10 protein-coding genes are annotated in these 17,457 nt (G+C 66.0%); 7 read left to right on the forward strand and 3 right to left on the reverse strand.

Annotation, left to right across the window (positions count from 1 at the left end):
* Positions 1-8: 8 nt before the first annotated feature.
* The 4 genes from ABRP17_RS09240 to ABRP17_RS09255 all read left to right on the forward strand — a co-directional run bounded on the left by ABRP17_RS09240 (position 9) and on the right by ABRP17_RS09255 (position 8,688).
* The gene (locus tag ABRP17_RS09240) at positions 9-3,710 is read left to right on the forward strand and encodes a PilC/PilY family type IV pilus protein (protein ID WP_349985702.1); all 3,702 of its coding nucleotides are present in this window, start codon (positions 9-11) and stop codon (positions 3,708-3,710) included.
* On the forward strand, positions 3,707-4,084 hold the full coding sequence (locus ABRP17_RS09245) for a type IV pilin protein (protein WP_349985703.1): 378 nt from the start codon (positions 3,707-3,709) through the stop codon (positions 4,082-4,084). The genes ABRP17_RS09240 and ABRP17_RS09245 overlap by 4 nt, the downstream gene beginning before the upstream one ends.
* An 81-nt stretch (positions 4,085-4,165) precedes the next feature.
* The gene (locus tag ABRP17_RS09250; protein ID WP_349985704.1) at positions 4,166-6,547 is read left to right on the forward strand and encodes a TonB-dependent receptor domain-containing protein; all 2,382 of its coding nucleotides are present in this window, start codon (positions 4,166-4,168) and stop codon (positions 6,545-6,547) included.
* On the forward strand, positions 6,544-8,688 hold the full coding sequence (locus ABRP17_RS09255; protein WP_349985705.1) for a phosphocholine-specific phospholipase C: 2,145 nt from the start codon (positions 6,544-6,546) through the stop codon (positions 8,686-8,688). The genes ABRP17_RS09250 and ABRP17_RS09255 overlap by 4 nt, the downstream gene beginning before the upstream one ends.
* Positions 8,689-8,721: 33 nt before the next feature.
* On the opposite strand, the gene ABRP17_RS09260 is transcribed toward ABRP17_RS09255, so the two are convergent.
* Entirely contained in the window at positions 8,722-9,360 is a 639-nt protein-coding gene (locus ABRP17_RS09260) for a response regulator transcription factor (protein WP_188325702.1), read from the reverse strand.
* A 117-nt stretch (positions 9,361-9,477) separates the two neighbouring features.
* On the opposite strand from ABRP17_RS09260, the gene ABRP17_RS09265 reads away from it, so the two are divergent.
* The gene (locus tag ABRP17_RS09265) at positions 9,478-12,687 is read left to right on the forward strand and encodes a response regulator (RefSeq protein ID WP_349985706.1); all 3,210 of its coding nucleotides are present in this window, start codon (positions 9,478-9,480) and stop codon (positions 12,685-12,687) included.
* A gap of 119 nt (positions 12,688-12,806) precedes the next feature.
* Here ABRP17_RS09265 and ABRP17_RS09270 read toward each other — a convergent pair whose 3' ends face one another.
* A complete protein-coding gene (locus ABRP17_RS09270) occupies positions 12,807-13,190 on the reverse strand; it encodes a cytochrome c family protein (protein WP_188325704.1) in 384 nt (127 codons plus the stop codon).
* A 48-nt stretch (positions 13,191-13,238) separates the two neighbouring features.
* Positions 13,239-14,915, reverse strand: a complete 1,677-nt coding sequence (locus ABRP17_RS09275; protein ID WP_188325705.1) for an electron transfer flavoprotein-ubiquinone oxidoreductase — start codon at positions 14,913-14,915, stop codon at positions 13,239-13,241.
* A 340-nt stretch (positions 14,916-15,255) separates the two neighbouring features.
* Here ABRP17_RS09275 and ABRP17_RS09280 point away from each other — a divergent pair, with 340 nt between their 5' ends.
* A complete protein-coding gene (locus tag ABRP17_RS09280; RefSeq protein ID WP_349985707.1) occupies positions 15,256-15,951 on the forward strand; it encodes a polymorphic toxin type 15 domain-containing protein in 696 nt (231 codons plus the stop codon).
* A 47-nt stretch (positions 15,952-15,998) separates the two neighbouring features.
* Positions 15,999-17,162 carry an acyl-CoA dehydrogenase family protein gene (locus ABRP17_RS09285; protein WP_349985708.1) on the forward strand — a complete coding sequence of 388 codons (1,164 nt, stop codon included), beginning with the start codon at positions 15,999-16,001 and terminating at the stop codon, positions 17,160-17,162.
* Positions 17,163-17,457 lie beyond the last annotated feature (295 nt).

Genomic DNA, 17,457 nt, shown 5'->3' on the forward strand with positions numbered 1-17,457 from the left:
GTGAAGTCATGCTGAGATATGGATACGCCGCCGCAGTAGCGGGCTTGACCCTGGCACTGGCGCTGGGCAGTGGTGGATTGCACGCGGAAGTCGCACAGACACCACTGACTGCGGAGATCCAGGTGCCCGCCAATCTGGTGCTGGTGCCGTCGGTGGAGTTTCCGACGCTGATCAGTGCGGCGAACCTCGGGAACTACGATTCGACCAGCGCTTATGTGGGCTACTTCGATCCTGGCAAGTGCTACCGCTACGTATATGCAGCGCAGGAAGCGCAGCGTCATTTCGCACCCGCATCGCTGCGCCCTGCAGCAGGCTGCGCTGGCAAGCTATGGGATGGCCGCTTCATGAACTGGGCCGCCACGCAGACGATCGATCCCTTCCGCAAGGGCCTGACCGGCGGCTACAGGGTGCGTGACACGCCGACAGAGACGTGGCTTGAGAAAGCCGACTTCTCCATCCAAGGACGGGCCGCCAATTTCGAGACGCGGCGGCTGCCCAGTGGCACGGCTGCCAACGAGCGCGCGGTCAATGCGGCCACTGCGGCGCAGTACAGGGCGTTCTATGCGCGTGTGTACGGGTTGGGTGCACGCATGTATTTTTCGTCCACCAGAAACCTGGACACGGCGACATCATCGGTCGCCTACAATCCAGACAACACGCGGCATACGCTCTCGCCGCCACGCGGTAGCAACCCAGGCGACGAGGGGGTCATCTATGAAGTCAGCATCAGGGTAAAGGTCTGCGATCCGTCCGTTGGTCTTGAAGAAAACTGTGTGGCCTACTCCAACGGCTTCAAGCCAGAGGGTCTGCTGCAGAAGAACAGCGATCGCTTGCGTTACTCCATTTTTGGGTATCTCAATAACGGCGGGCCCGGCGCCGCCGATACCGGCGGGTATGAAACCGCCGCCGAGGGCGGCGTGTTGCGGGCCCGGCAGAAGTTCATTGGTCCCTTTGCCCACGATCCATTGACGCCACCGACGATCAATCCGGCGCGCGAATGGGACCCTGTCACGGGGGTGCTGCTGGACAATCCGGATCCGGCCGACGCGTCCTCTACAGGGGGTGGCGTTCGGCACAGTGGCGTGATCAATTATCTCAACCGCTTTGGCCAGATGAGGACGGGTCGTACGCCGAAGTATTACGACAACGTCAGCGAGCTGTACTACGCCGCGCAGCGCTATATCCGCGGCCTGGGTAACGTGAAGGAATTCAGCGAACTATCGAAGAACACCACGACGCGCTACCGTCAGGCGGACGGGTTCCCCGTCATCGCCGCATGGGACGATCCGATCCGATACCAGTGCCAGAGCAATACCCTGCTCGGCATCGGCGATACCAACACCTGGACCGACAAGAACCTGCCCGGAGCAACCAACAGGGGGGGAGAGCCTGCTAAACCTGCAGGGGTTTCATCGGACACGTCGGTGGATGTGGTGAAGGCGTTGAAGCAGATCTGGTTGATGGAAGGGCTTTCTGCTTCCCAAGCCAGCTCACGTGCGGTTGCGCCCTGGTACAACGGTGTGGCGGCGCAGCAGAACTCTGCCTACATCGCGGCCCTGGCCTATCTGGCCAACACGACGGACATCCGGCCGGACGACGCGCGCAACGGCTTTCCCGGCAAGCAGACCCTGCAGACATATTGGGTTGATGTGGTCGAGAAGGGCGATTACAAGCTCACCAACAACCAGTATGTTTTGGCTGCGAAGTATGGCGGCTTCGAGGTCCCCAGTGGCTACGAGACCTATAACCCAAAAGCGCCGCCGCTGCTGCCGGAGTGGTGGTGGAATGGCGTTGACTACGTGAACAATGACAGGCGGGAACGTCGTCCGCGCAACTTCTTCGCCGCTTCCGATGCGACACGGATGGTGGCCAGCCTGGAGCAGGCCTTCAGGGCAATCACCCAGGTCAAGCTGGGCGCCGGCTCTGCCGTTTCGACCAATGGCGGTGAGCCCGGGGACGATGGACGCATCTACAGTGCGACCTATCAGACAGGGAGCTGGCGCGGAGATGTCAGCGCATACGAGGCCGACGCGCGTACCGGAGTGGTGGGAACTACCGCGGTCTGGAGCGCGTCGACGCGGCTGGATGCACGCCCGTGGCGTGATCGGAAGATACTCATCTCAAAGGGTGGCGCGCTGGGAACGGCAAGCTGGAGTGCCCTGAGCGCAGAGCAGCGCAGTGCATTGGGTGAAGAGCGGGTGCTGCAGTATCTGTTGGGAGACCGCAGCATGGAGGGTAAAGAGGACTTCCGGCTGCGTGCAGGCGTACTCGGTGATTTCGTCAACTCTTCGCCCGTGTACGTCGGTCCGCCCAATCCCAATCTTTACTGGGGCAAACGCTTCCAGGGCGCTGACCGCTACGCCGCTTTCGTGCAATCGCTGTCCGGGCGCAGGCCGGCGTTGTACGCGAGTGCGAACGACGGCATGCTGCATGGCTTCGATGCAGCAAGTGGCGACGAGAACGTCGCGGTGATGCCAGGCTCGGTTTCGTTTGAGGGGCTGCAGCAGTATGCCCGGCAAGGCTACCAGCACCGTTACCTGCTCGATGGCGAGCTCACCGTCGCGGACGCCTATGTCGGCGGCAGCTGGAAGACGATCCTGGTGGGAACGCGCGGCCGCGCTGGGCCGGGTGTCTTCGCGCTCGACATCACCCGGCCAGGCGACGTCCGTCTGATGTGGGAGCTGGATGGCAAGGCCCTCGCAGGCATGGGCGCTGTGATCGGCAAGCCTTTGATCGCGCAGGTGGCCGATGGGGATTGGCGCGTCGTGCTGGGCAATGGTGCAGACGGTGGCGATGATATGTCTCGGCTCTACAGCATCACACTCGATTCGGCGCAGGTGCATACGACTGTGCTGGATCGAGCCGGTGGTGGCGCGTTCGGTGCGCGGCCATGGGATGCCGATGGTGATGGGTTTGCCGAGACGGCCTACGTGGGCAATGCCGCCGGGGGTCTGTTCCGCGTGGACCTGGTCCGCTCGCAATCACAGCGTCTGTTTACCGCGCAGTACGGCGGCGCACCGCAACCCATCACGGCAACCCCCTTGGTTGGCCGCAATCCGGAAGACGGTATGACGTGGGTGTTCTTCGGTACGGGTGCACTACTGGAGACGCGTGATCTGGCCAACATGGGCGTGCAGTCCTGGTATGGCATCCGCGACCGCGGACAGACCGTCGCTGGGCGCTCGGGGCTGGTGGCTACACGCATCCTTGCGGAAACGTCGACGGGGCGGGCGCTGGACAAGAACGACCAACCGGGAGCGGATGGTTGGGTGATCGACTTCATTTCACCCGGCGCTGCGCCGCGTGGCGAACGCATGGTGTTGCCCAATCAGTTCCGCGGCCGGACGCTGGTCGGTACGACCCGCATTCCCGATGCCAGCAACCCTTGCAATCCATCAGGGTCAGGCTATTTCATGGCCATCGATCCGTTTACCGGCGGGCGACTGGACGACAGCTTCTTCGATATGGACGGCGATGGCGCGGTGGGCAATCCTGGCGACCTGATTGATGCGGACGGACATCCCGTGCCGTCATCGGGCTTTCTGGTTGGACAGGGCCCCAACGGTCCGGGTTTCCTGGGTGACTGGCTGGGCGGGTCGCTGGAGGATGGTGGCCTGTCCGGTGTGATAACCAATCCGATCGGCAACCGGCTGCGTCGGGCCAGTTGGCGCGAGCTGCGCTGGCGCGGTGATGCAGGCCTACCACAGTGAGGCGCCGCAACCGGGGTATCACGCTGCTGGAGCTGATGATCGTATGCGCGATCGTGGCGATCCTGGCGTCCATCGCGTTTCCCTCCTACACCCGATACATCATCAGAACCCGTCGAGTGCTGGCCCAACACTGCATGCTGGATCAGGCTTCGGTGCTGGAGCGGCTATACACCCGGCAGCTCAGCTACCAGAATCCTCCGACACCTGCCTGTGCGGGCGAACTGGTCGGCTACCGCTTGGACGTGACAGTACCCACTACGGGCGGGTATCTGGTGCGTACCACGCCCATCGACGCGCGAGCAGACAGCCGCTGCGGTGTCATGACGCTTGATCGCGCAGGCAAGCGCATGGCCGCGGCAGACGCTTGCTGGTAGTGGACACATCGCACTTCATGTAACAGCCACGTCACCGCCCCCGCCAATACTCCGCTGGACCCCACCCCATGACCTGACCCGATGCCCGCTTACGGACGTAGCCGCTATCCCCGTGCTTCTCTGCTCACCGTCATGCTGCTGCCCGCCCTGCATGCGTACGCCAACGATGCCGCCCCCACACCGGCCGACGAGGCCCGTACCCTCGACCAGGTGCATGTGATCGGCCAGGCCACCAGCTACGCCAAGACAACGGTCAGCAAAGAAACCCTCAACCGCCAGACCATCCTGAGCAGCGTCAACAACGCGCTCAACGAGTTGCCCGGCGTGGTCGTCAGTGAAGCAGACGCCACCGGTTCATCGGTCTGGGGTACGCAGATCAGCATGCGCGGCTTTGTCACCAACCGCGATACGCAGCAGATCGGCACCACCATCGATGGCCTGCCCAACGGGGGATCGGGCTACGGCGGTGGTTCGCTGGCCAACCGCTACATCGACACGCTGGATCTCGAAACCGTGGAGGTCAGCCAAGGCACGGCGGATATCTCGTCGCGTTCCAACGAAGCCCTCGGTGGCACGCTGAACTTCCTGACCAGTGATCCGCTGCACGAGCAGCGCGTGCGCTTCGTCGTCGGTGGCGGCGATAACGATGCGCGCAAGTATTACGCCCGCTACGACACTGGCCTGCTGGCCGGGCACACCCGCGCCTGGATCAGCGCCTCGTCGGCCGAAGTGCGCGATTGGATCGACGGCAGTGGCCGGACCAGCAACGACCACGTGGCGGCCAAGTTCATCACCGAGCTGGACCGCTGGACGTTGACCGGGTACGCGTCGTACAACGATGCCAACGAACCGGAGTACACCAGCGTCTCGCCTGCCAGCTTCGCCACCAACCCCGAACGTGACGGTCTGGTCGGCACTCTGACCGGCATCCCGAACCTCGACCAGAACTTTCGTTCCGGCTCGCGCGCGCTGCGCGAAAACACGTTCGGTTACCTGCGTGCGGCATTCGACGGCGGCAGCGGATTCAAGGCATCGGTGGCTGGCTATGCGCACCGGATGGAGGGCCGCGGTGACTGGCTGCCGCCGTATCTGGTGCAGGCGCGCGCAGATGGCGTGGGCAATCCGGAATCGGAATACCGCGGTGGCGATACGGTTTACGGCGGCTCGGCCTTGGGCCAGTTCTACTTCGTCAATCCCGATGGCAGCGCGGCGCAGGTGCGTCCGGGTTGCACGCCGCGCGCGGGCTTCACTGCCGACTATGATCCGGCCTGTTACGACGCGGGCGTGCAGGGCGTGCAGGGCGTGCAGTCGTATCGCCACTCGCACTACGACAACGACCGCGCCGGCCTGACCGCCGACGTGGAATGGAAGCAGGATTTCGGCGATATCGACAACACCGTGCGCGCCGGCCTGTGGGTGGAAAACGTGGACCGCAGCGTGCGCCGCGACTGGCATCGCCTGCTCAACGTGGGCACTGACATCAGCTTCGACCACGTGCCGTACTGGGTGCAGTTCGAAGACCGCTACACCGTGGACGAGCAGATGTACTACGTGGAAGACGTGGCACGCTTCGGTCCATTCAGTGCGCGCGTGGGCGTCAAGCAGTTCTTCGTCGACCAGAAGCGGGAACGCCGTATCGGTGCGGCCGAGAACGTGCGGTCGGATTCGAAGTCTGATCCGTTGCTGTCGGCGGGCGCAACGTGGACGCTACCGGTGGAAGGGCTGGAGCTGTTCGGTGGCTATTCGCAGAACTTCGCCGCCATTCCGTCCGGGGTGCTGGGCGAGACCGATGCGCAGCGCTTCGCCCGCGTCGAGCCGGAGACCGCGGACAACATCGAGCTGGGCCTGCGCATCAGCCGCTGGCCGTTGACTGGCTCGATCACCCTGTACAACATCAAATTCGACAACCGCATCGTCTATCTGCCGGCGCGGTTGGCCGATGGCATCGATTACCTCGACGAAACCGATGGCGTCTACGAGAACTTCGGCGGCGTGGAAAGCACCGGCGTCGAAGCCGCGTTGGGCTATGGCTGGGACAACGGCTGGCGGGTCAATGGTGCGTACACCTATAACCGTTCGGAATACCTGGGCAGCGGCAACGCGGCCCGTGACGCCGAGCTGGATATCGTGGATGGCGCGCAGGTGATCGGCCAACCGCGCCACACCCTGGTGGTGTCGGCGGATTGGCAGGGCGACAGCTGGAATGCCGGCATTTCAGGCCGTTACCTGGGTGCGCGCTACCTGGATGCCTCCAACGCCAACAAGCTGCCCTCCGCCACCGTCTTCAACGCCAACATCGGCTTCGACCTGCAGAACCTGTCGCCCCGCTTGAAGGGCGTGGGTGCCAGCTTCGTCGTCAGCAACCTCACCGACCGTCGCTACCTGGCGGGTGTGGACGGCAGCGACAGCGCGTTCATCGGCGCGCCGCGCACGGTGGGGTTCTCGGTGCGGGTCGATCTATGAGCCACGCGCCGACGCCGCCTTCCGACATCGGCCGCCGCCGCCTGTTGCAGGGTGGCGTGGCAGCGAGCATCGCCGCGTTGATGCCGAGCATCGCGCGTGCGGCGGCCATCGCACCGGACGCCCGCACGCGCAGCCTGCAGGACCTGCAGCACATCGTGGTGCTGATGCAGGAAAACCGATCGTTCGATCATTACTTCGGCACGCTGCCGGGCGTGCGCGGCTTCGGTGATCGCTTCGTGGTGCCGGCCCCCGGCCTGCAGCCCGGCGAGCCGCATCGCACGCTGTGGCTGCAGCCCAATGCGGCCGGTACGCACGGCATCGCCCCGTTCCCGCTGGATACCGCCGCGCACTTCGGTTACATGCGGGTGGAAGGCACGCCGCATACCTGGCCCGATGCGCAGAAGGCATGGGACCACGGCCGCATGGCGCATTGGCCCGCGGCGAAGCAGGACCATGCGATGGGCTATTACCGCCGCAGCGACCTGCCGTTCCAGTTCGCCCTGGCAGAGGCCTTCACCGTCTGCGATGCGTACCACTGCGCCATGCAGGCGGGCACCAATCCCAACCGGCTGTTCCTGTGGACCGGCCACAACGATCCGCAGGCGCAGGGCGGTGGCCCGGCGGTGGCCAACTCGCACGACAACTTCCCCGAGCTGGGCGGCAACCCGGCGTCGTACACCTGGACCACCTATGTCGAACGCCTGCAGCAGGCGGGCGTGGACTGGCGGATCTACCAGGACATGGCGGACAACTTCACCGACAACCCGCTCGCCGGCTTCCAGGCGTTCCGCGCGGCATGGCGGGACGCACCGGGCCACGACCCGCAGCTGCGCGAACGTGGGGTCAGCACGCGCGGGCTGGCGCAGTTGCGGCAGGACGTGCTGGACAACCGGCTGCCGCAGGTCAGCTTCCTGATTGCCGATGCCGCCGGCAGCGAGCATCCGGGGCCTTCCAGTCCCGCTCAGGGCGCGGCCTATACGTCGCAGGTGCTGGACGCATTGACCGCCGATCCGACCGTCTGGAGCCGCACCGCGCTGCTGGTGATGTTCGATGAGAACGATGGCTTCTTCGACCATGTGCCACCGCCCGCTCCGCCATCGGCGGACGCCACGCAGCAGGGGGGATGGGCCGGTGCATCGGTGATCAGCACCGTGGGTGAGTATCACCGGCATCCTTCGCCGGGCAACGAAACGCATGACGAACCGGCACTGCGTGGCCGGCCTTACGGCTTGGGTCCGCGTGTGCCGTTGTACGTGATCTCGCCGTGGAGCCGTGGGGGCTGGGTGGATTCACAGGTGTACGACCACACCTCGGTGATCCGCCTGATCGAGCGCCGCTTCGGTGTGGCGGCGCCGGAGCTTTCGCCGTGGCGGCGCGCGGTATGCGGCGACCTGACCCAGGCATTCGATTTCACCCAGTCCGATACGCGTCCGTTCGTACGCGCGCTGCCCGACACCGCAGCGGTAGCCTCGCGGGCGGCTGCCTTGCCGGGTCGCACGCTGCCGTCGCTGCCCGAGGCCCTGCAGCCCGCGCGGCAGGAGCGCGGCGTGAGACCTTCGCGTGCAGTGCCCTATCGCCCGGCGATCGCCATCCAGACCGATGCGGTGGCCGCCGAGGTGCAGCTGACGCTGGCCAGCGAAGGCGCGGCGGCGGTGATCCATGTGTACGACCGTCTGCAGCTGGAGGCGATCCCGCGCCGTTATACCGTGGCCCCTGGCCGCGACCTGCAGGGCAGCTGGCCGCTGCACGCGGTGCAGGGCTATGACCTGTGGGCGCTGGGTCCGAATGGCTTCCATCGGCACTATCAGGGTGATGCAGCGGCCGCCATGCCCGTGGAAGCCCGCATCGAGCGTGTCGCAGATGACATGGTTCTGCAGCTGCGCAACCCGGGTCCGCAGACGATTTCACTGGATGTGCGTGGGGGTGCGTATGCGGACCTCATGCCCACGCGCACGCTGCGTCTGGCCGTGGGTGAAGAGGCAGAGATCCGCTGGGCGGCGACTACGACCGGTGGCTGGTATGACCTGCATCTGCAGCAGCAGGGGGCACGCCAGCGGTTGGCCGGGCGTGCGGAGAACGGGCGCCACGCCAGCAGTGATCCCGCATTCGGCAGCGAGCCGATGCGCTTCGCTGCAGGTTGAAACCGGGAGTCACCGCCTGCGGCGGTCAGCGTCTTACAGCTGGCCGTTGCGCAGGTAGTCGAACAGCTCGGCGTCGCTGTTCAAGCCCAGCTTCAACATCGCATCGCCCTTCTGCCGGCTGATCGTGCTGGCACTGCGATGGAGCATGTTGGCGATCTCTTTCACGGTCATGCCTTTGCCCAGCAGGCGCAGCACTTCCACCTCGCGCGGTGACAAAGGGCGACTCTCGCCTTCCACCATGGCACTGCTGCCGGTCATTTCCACGCGTTCCTTCAACGAGTGACTGATGTAAGGCAGGCCGCGGTGAACCGTGCGGATGGCGACCGGCAGTTCGTCCATCGACGACCCTTTGTCGACCAGTCCCAGCACGCCGGCGTCCCGCACCATGCGCAGGATCGCCAGGTTGCTGGATACACTCAGCATCAGCACCGGCAGTTGCGGATAACGCCTGCGGATCATGCTGATCATGGCGAAGCCATCGGGCACGCTGCTGTCGGGCATCGAGTAGTCGGTGACCAGTACGTCGCAGGGCAGGTTCGACAGATGGGTCAGCAGATCCTGGGCGGTGGCCGCTTCGGCGATGACGTCACCGACGCCGCTGTCATGGATGACCGAGCGGGCGCCGATCCGTACTACCGGATGGTCGTCAGCGATGATGATGCGAAGCGTCATGCTCTAGTATGGCCCCGGGTGTCATGGGTTGGGTGGAAAGCAGGCATCGACGATATCCCTATTTCATGGAGAACGAACCTGGTGCGGACGATCCTGGCTCACGGCAGGCGGTGGGGAATGGGCATCGTCCTGTCACTGCTGACGGCGTCGGCGTGGTCCGTCCCGCGTTCGCCGGGTGGTGACACCCAGGCATGGATCGCAGCGCATCCCCAGCTTTCGGTGGGGGTCTACGACAGCGGTTGGCCTCCGCTGGAGTATGTGGAGGGCGCGCAGGTACGTGGCCTTGCACCGGATGTGCTGGCCTCCTTGGCTGCGGGGCTGGGGGTGACGTTGCATTACCGCCATTATCCCAGCTGGGCGCAGGTCCTGGAGGCGGCCTGCCGCGGTGAGATCGACATTGTGATGAACGTCGCACCGAGCAGTGACCCGGCGCGTTGTCTGGCCTACACCGGTGCCTATGCGGACGCACCGTTGGCCGTGGTGGGACGTCCCGGTGATCTGCGTGCATCCGACGACCCGGATTTGTCCGGTCTGCGCGTGGTCAGTGAGCAGGGCTTCCTGACCCAGGAAAAGATCCGCTCACGGTTCCCCCGCGCGCGCCTGATGGCGGTGCCGACCACCCTGGATGCGCTGCGGAAAGTAGCGCAGGACCAGGCCGATGTGTTCATCGGCAACTCCTACGTCGCCGGTCATCTCATCCAGGCCCATGGGTTGGACAACGTCGCCCTGCTGCGGCCCAGTGATCTGCCGGTGGAGTCGCTGCACTTCGGCGTGCCGCTGTCGAAAGCCCCGCTGGTGGAAGCGCTGGACGAGGCGATGGCCCGCGAGCCCGTTTCCCTGCGCGCCGAGCGCGCGGCCCGCTGGCTGCGCGTACCGGTATGGTCCGATCCGGCACGGCAGGCACTCAACCAGGCCGAGCGGCGCGCGCTGTCCACGCCGCTGCGGCTGGGCTTTGCGCCGAATGCCGCGCCGTTGTCGTACGCCGATGGCAGCGGCGCGCCCAGCGGGCTGGCCAGCGAGTACCTGCAGCGGCTGCGCCAGGCCGGTGCCACGCTGGACGTGGAGGGCAGCCATGACTGGTTCGACCTGCGCGAGAAGATGCGCCGCGGCCGCCTCGACGCGGTGATGGGGGTGCCCACCGATTCGCATTACCTCGGCACCGACTGGGTGTTCAGCCAGCCCTTCATCAGCGTGCCGAACGTGATCGTCACCGGACCCGGCAGCGGCACCGTGCTGCAGATGGGTGACCTTGCCGGCAAGCGCGTGCTGCTGTCCGATCCCGAACGCCTGCGTGCGCAGGTACTGCAGCAGGCACCGCAGGCCCGCATCCTGGCCGCGCGCAGCGCCGAGCAGGCACTGCAGCGGCTGCTGGATGGTGAGGCGCAGGCGTACATCGGCAACCTGGCCATCGTCGATCGCCTGCTGCGTGAGCGTTTCCCCGGCCAGCTGCAGGTGGCCGCGCCCGCAGGTTTCGACGATCACCTTTCGCTGGCGGTGAAACGCGAGTACGCCCCCTTGGCGACGCGCTTCGATCGCCTGTTGCAACAGATGGGCCCGCGTGAACGCGAAGCGCTGCGCAACGATTGGCTGGCCGTGGAATACCGCAGTGGGACCGACTGGCGCACTGCGGCCCGTTGGGCGGTACCGATCGTACTGGTGCTGCTGACGGCGTTACTGGTGCATGCGCTCGGCTACTGGCGGCTGCGGCGCGAAGTCGCCGGCCGACGTGCATTGGAGCAGCGCTTGGCCGATGTCACCCGCAACCTGCCGGCCATCGTCTACCAGATGCGCCGCACCGCCGATGGTACGTTGGGATTCCCGTACGTGGCCGGCGACATGCAGGCCTTGTTCGGCATCCAGCAGGAGGTGGCGATGGCGTCGGCTGCGGCGCTGCTGGACTGCATCGACGCACGCGACCGGCCGCAGGTGGAGGCCGCGATTGCCCACGCGGCGCGCGATTTCCTGCCGTTGTCGCTGGAGTTCCGCACCACCGCCGAGCCCTCGCGGTGGGTGCGCAGCCAGGCGCAGCCGTATGCCACCGATGCCGGTACGGTGACGTGGAGCGGGTACTGGGTGGATATCACCGATGCCCACCGCCAAGCCGACGCACTGGCCCAGGCCAACGCCGCCGCCGAGCAGGCGGCCGATGCCAAGGCGCGTTTCCTGGCGACCATGAGCCATGAGATCCGTACGCCGATGAGCGGCGTGCTGGGCATGCTGGAGATCCTGGCCCATTCGCCGCTGCAGCCGCAGCAGCGCGTCCATCTGGCCGAGGCCGAGCAGGCCGCGCAGTCGCTTCGGCGCATGCTCGATGACATTCTGGATTACGCCAAGATCGATGCCGGTGCGCTGCGCCTGGATCCCTTGCCGTTGCCGTTGCAGCCTCTGCTGGAATCGCTGCAGCGGCAGTTCGATGAAGCGGCGACCCGCAAAGGGCTGGCACTTCGGCTGGACATCGACTCGCGCCTGGCCACCGCCCATGAGGTGGACGGCCTGCGGCTGCGTCAGGTGCTGGGCAACCTGCTTGCCAATGCGATCCGGTTCACCGACACCGGCACGGTGCTGCTGCGGGTGGAGGTGCTGGAAGGCAGCTCGCCCAGCCTGCAGGACCTGCGCCTGCAGGTCATCGATACCGGTGTGGGAATGGATCAGGGTCAGGTGCGGGGTGTGTTCCAGCCGTTCGCTGCGGGCGACGTGCCGGTCACGCGTGACGTGGGCGGGACGGGGCTGGGACTGACCCTGTGCCAGCGCCTGGTGCAGCTGATGGGCGGCCGCCTGCTGGTGCACAGCACCCTGGGCAGCGGTACCGAGGTGGATGTGCTGCTGCAGCTGCCGGTGGCCAGTGACGACGACATCGCCGCCGCGCTGCCGGGCCCGGACAGCGTGCCGCCGTTGCCTGCCAACCTGCAACAGGCCCGGGTGCTGGTGGTGGAAGATCACCCTACCGCGCAGGCCATGATGGCCTGGCGGCTGGAGCAGCTGGGCGTGGCCCATGCCGTTGCCAGTGACGGACGGGAGGCCCTGCAGATGCTGGCTGCCTCCGCACAGGGTGAAGCATTCGATCTGGTCATCACGGACTGCCGCATGCCGGTGATGGATGGCTACGCGTTCACCCGCCTGCTGCGCGAGCGCGAGCAGCGCCAGGGCGGGGCGCGCCTGCCGGTGGTGGCGCTGACCGCCAGCCTGCTGGAGCAGGACCTGCGCCGCTGTCGCGAAGCGGGCATGGATGAAGTGCTGACCAAGCCGCTGTCACTGGCCCACCTGCGCGAGTGCCTGCTGCGCTGGCTGCACCCCACCGACCCGCCCCCGGTAGTGCCGGCTGGGTAGTGCCGACTTCAGTCGGCACCGTGGACCAGCAGCCGACTGAAGTCGGCTCTACCGAGGGCGACTCCGGACCAGCAGCCGACGCACGTCGGCTCTACCGGTTGACGTGGCACGCGGCGGGGTCACTGCGCGTTGTGCTGCAGGTACTCAATGACCAGCCGACGCCGTTCGGGATCGGGAAACGCGTTGTACATGCGCGTACCGGGTACGCGGGTACTGGGCGAGCGCAGGAATGCGTCGAGGGTTTCCGCGCTCCACACAATGTCAGCCGCCCGCATGCCATCGGAATACGCGTAGTCGGGCAGGCTGCCAGCGCGTCGGCCGAGTACGCCGTGCAGGTTCGGTCCGTAGCGATGGATGCCGCCCGCCTGCACCGTATGGCAGCCCGCGCAAAGCGCAAAGGCGCGTTCGCGCTCCAGCGCCGCGGCCTGTGCAGGATCCTGCGGAACCGGCGCGCCGCACGCGGCAAGGGACAGCAGCAAGGGGGCAAGGAAGACGGTGCGCATGGCGGAATCCGGGTGGGTCCCCTCGCGGGGACCCATACCCGGTCTGCATCACATGCCGGAATAGTTGGGGCCACCGCCGCCCTGCGGTGTCACCCATACGATGTTCTGGGTGGGGTCCTTGATGTCGCAGGTCTTGCAGTGCACGCAGTTCTGCGCGTTGATCTGCAGCCGCTCCTGGCCCTGCGCGCCGACGAATTCATAGACGCCGGCCGGGCAGTAACGTGCTTCCGGCCCTGCGTATTCGGCCAGGTTCACCTGCACCGGAATGCTCGGATCCTTCAGCGTCAGATGGCTCGGCTGGTCTTCCTCGTGATTGGTGCTGCTGAGGAACACCGAGCTGAGACGGTCGAAGGTGAGCACGCCATCGGGCTTCGGATAATCGATCCGGGTGTGCTGGGCGGCAGGTTCCAGGCAGGCGTGGTCCGGCGTGCTGTGGCGCAGCGTCCACGGCGCGTTGCGGATGCCCAGCTTGGGCAGCAGCCATTGTTCGATACCGGTCATCAAGGTGGCCACGGTCTGGCCCTTCTTGAACCACTGCTTGAAGTTCTTCGACTGCTGCAGTTCGGCGTGCAGCCAGCTCGATTCGAAGGCCTGCGGATAGGCAGTCAGTTCATCGTGCTGGCGACCCGCGGCGAGCGCATCGAAGGCGGCATCCGCGGCCAGCATGCCCGTCTTCAGCGCGGCGTGGCTGCCCTTGATGCGGCTGGCATTGAGATACCCGGCCTCGCAACCGACCAGCACACCGCCGGGGAACACCGTCTTCGGCAGCGACAGCAGGCCACCGGCGGTGATCGCGCGGGCGCCGTAGCCGATGCGCTTGCCACCTTCCAGGTGTTTGCGGATGGCCGGGTGGGTCTTGAAGCGCTGGAACTCTTCGAAGGGGCTCAGCCAGGGGTTCTTGTAATCCAGGCCGACCACGTAGCCGATGGAGACCTTGCCGCCCTCGGCGTGATACAGGAAGGCGCCACCGTAGGTGTTGCCATCCAGTGGCCAGCCGGCGGCATGCACCACCAGCCCGGGCTCATGCTTGGCCGGATCGATCTGCCACAGCTCCTTGATGCCCAGGCCGTAGGCCTGCGGGTCCTTGCCCTGGTCCAACTGGTAGCGGGCGATCAGCTGGCGGCCCAGATGGCCGCGCGACCCCTCGGCAAAGACCGTGTACTTGGCATGCAGCGCCATACCGCGTTCGAAGTTCGGACCCCGGCTGCCATCCTTCTCGATGCCCATGTCACCGGTTGCCACGCCGATCACTTCACCGGCATCGCCGTAAAGGACCTCGGCCGCGGCAAAGCCGGGGAAAATGGCCACTTCCAGCGCTTCGGCCTGCTGCGCCAGCCAGCGGCCCACTTCGCCCAGGCTGACGATGTAATTGCCTTCGTTGTGGAAACATTCCGGCAGCAACGGCTTGGGTGTGGTGCGGGCACCGGTCTCGCTGAGGAACAGGAACTCATCGCGGGTGACTTTCTGCTTCAACGGCGCGCCGCGCTCGGCCCAGTCGGGGAACAGCTCGGACAACGCGCGCGGATCCATCACCGCGCCGGACAGCAGGTGCGCGCCGGGCTCGGACCCTTTCTCCAGGACGCAGACGGACAATTCGCTGCCAGCTTCGATGGCACGCTGGCGCAGGCGGATGGCGGTGGCCAATCCCGCCGGTCCGGCGCCGACGATCACGACGTCGAATTCCATTACTTCGCGGGCGGGCAGTTCGATGGCTTCAGCGCTCATGGATAACCTGACTCTTGGGTAGGCCGCCCTCCAACACGGGGCGACGGTTGCCTGGAAAACGCGCGTGCTGCCACGGCGAAACGGGTGTTTGAATCCATCAGGTTAACGGTAGTGGCGGCTGTCGGCCAGCCGGGCGCGTCGGCGTGGGAATGCTGCAGCGCAATAGATTGAGCGGGGTGACAGGACCACGCCGTACAGGACCACGGGATAGGCCGCATGGCTCGATTTGTCATACCTGATCGTTTGTACAGAAGCCCAGACGTTTTGAGCACAGCATCGCCCCTCGCGACAGCGTTCCTTCCTAGGCTGGTCATGTCCAGTGGGATTAGGGGGACGTGCGATGGCTCAGGAGCTCTTTGTCCGCGATGTATCGCCGTCGTATGCGCTGCACATCGCCTCGCCCCTCCTCGCAGCAGCAGATACGCCGGCGGACTGTCGTGGGGTATCGGTGTACGCCGTGCTGGCGTGTCTGCTGCTGCGCCTGCATGACCGACTGCGGTGTGGGACCGCATCGCAGATGCCCTGCACGTGTCTGCGTTTCTCCACGCAACGCTTGCCCTCGGCGAAGTTTGTCGAGCTGGATCGGCAGTTGGCTGGCCAGCAGGCAGGCCTGAACGCATTGACGGTGGCGGAATATCTGCAGGCGCGTGCCGGCTTCAGCCCGGCAGGTCGTGATCCGCAGGTGGCCCGCCGCGCGCGCGCTTCCTGGCGCAGCAAACTGGTGCAGGCCCGTAGCGAAGCACTGACGCATGCGGGGTGCGGGGAAGCTGACGCGACCGCGCAGGCACTGTCCCACGCAGACAAGCAGATGCGCTCGCTGCATGCCCTGCACAATCCCGATCGTATCGCCGGTGGCCATGATGTCATCGCCGACTTCGGCGATGGCCAGGTGAACTCGACCATAGGTCGGCAGTGGAACCTGATGCGGGGTAGGTTGCCCTCCCGTGTACAGCAACTGGACGCGGCGGCATCGTCCGTGCCGGAAGCCGTCCGGGCCGAGACGCACATGAATGGCATGCTGGTGCGTGACACGTGATAACGAGCAGAATGCAGCCTGCTCCCATGACGCTGCCGGTGTGCTCGATGAGTCTTGATCCGTGTGATCTGTTCGATGTCCGTTCCCTGCTGAGTGAGCAGGAGCGCGCCGTGCAGGATGCCGTGGCACGCTTCGTCGACCAGCGGGTGCTGCCGATCATCGGTGACTGCTTCGATGCGGCACGATTCCCGATCGAGCTGGTGCCGGAGATCGCTGGCCTCGGCCTGCTCGGTGCGACCCTTCCGACGGAGCTGGGCGGCGGCGGCCTGGATGCGGTGGCCTATGGGCTCATTTGCCAAGAACTGGAGCGTGGCGACTCGGGGCTGCGCAGCTTCGTGTCGGTGCAGAGTTCGCTGTGCATGTATCCGATCTTCGCCTACGGCAGTGAGGCGCAGCGTCAGCGCTGGCTGCCGGCGATGGCGCGCGCTGAGCTGATCGGATGCTTCGGCCTGACCGAGGCCCATGGCGGATCCGACCCTTCCAGCATGAAGACCCGTGCGGTTCGTGATGGCGACGACTGGCGCCTGACGGGAAGCAAGATGTGGATCACCAACGCGCCGATCGCGGATCTGGCGATCGTGTGGGCGCAGACCGACGAAGGTGTGCAGGGCTTCGTGCTGGAGAAGGGCATGCCCGGTTTCAGCGTGCAGGAGATCCTGCGCAAGATGAGCCTGCGTGCCTCATCGACCGGTGCGCTGTTCTTCGATGATGTGCGGGTGCCGGACGGCAACCGCTTGGCTGGGGTAAAGGGGTTGAAGGGACCGCTGGGCTGCCTGAACCAGGCGCGCTACGGCATCAGCTGGGGGCCGATCGGCGCAGCCATCGCATGCCTGCGCGAAGCCATCGCCTACGCCAAGGAGCGCGAGCTGTTCGGGCGCCCGTTGGCGGCTACCCAGAGTGCACAGATCAAGCTGGCGGAGATGGCGCGGCGGATCACCACCGCCCAGCTGCTGGCACTGCAGCTGGGTCGCCTGAAAGAAGCGGGCGTCGTGCAGCCGCAGCAGGTCAGCCTGGCCAAGTGGAACAATTGCCGCATGGCGATCGACATCGCCCGCGAGTGCCGCGACCTGCTGGGCGCCGCAGGCATCACCACCGAGCACGCCGCCATCCGCCACGCCTTGAACCTGGAGTCGGTGATCACCTACGAAGGCACCGAAACCGTGCACCAACTGGTGATAGGCCGCGAACTGACCGGGCTCAACGCGTTCTGAGCATCAGCCGCGCTGCTTCGCGCGCGCCCGACGCGTCAACGCCGACCCATGGTCGGCGGAATGTTCCCGCCAACGGCCCGCTGCGCTCACCGACCACGGGTCGGCGCTACCGCTTTTCTCTTTTTTTCATACGCGGCGGGCGGCCACGGAACCTGTCAGGGGGCCGGGCGGTGGGGCGGGGCGGGGGCGTTGAGCGCCACGGATGGCGCGAAACGAGGCACGCAGGAGCGGCTTTTGCCGTCCCCCGCTCCGCCCCACCGCCCGGCCCCCAACACGTAATCCGCTTTTCGCAGCA

The organism is Stenotrophomonas sp. WHRI 8082, from assembly GCF_040223995.2.
GTDB lineage: Bacteria > Pseudomonadota > Gammaproteobacteria > Xanthomonadales > Xanthomonadaceae > Stenotrophomonas.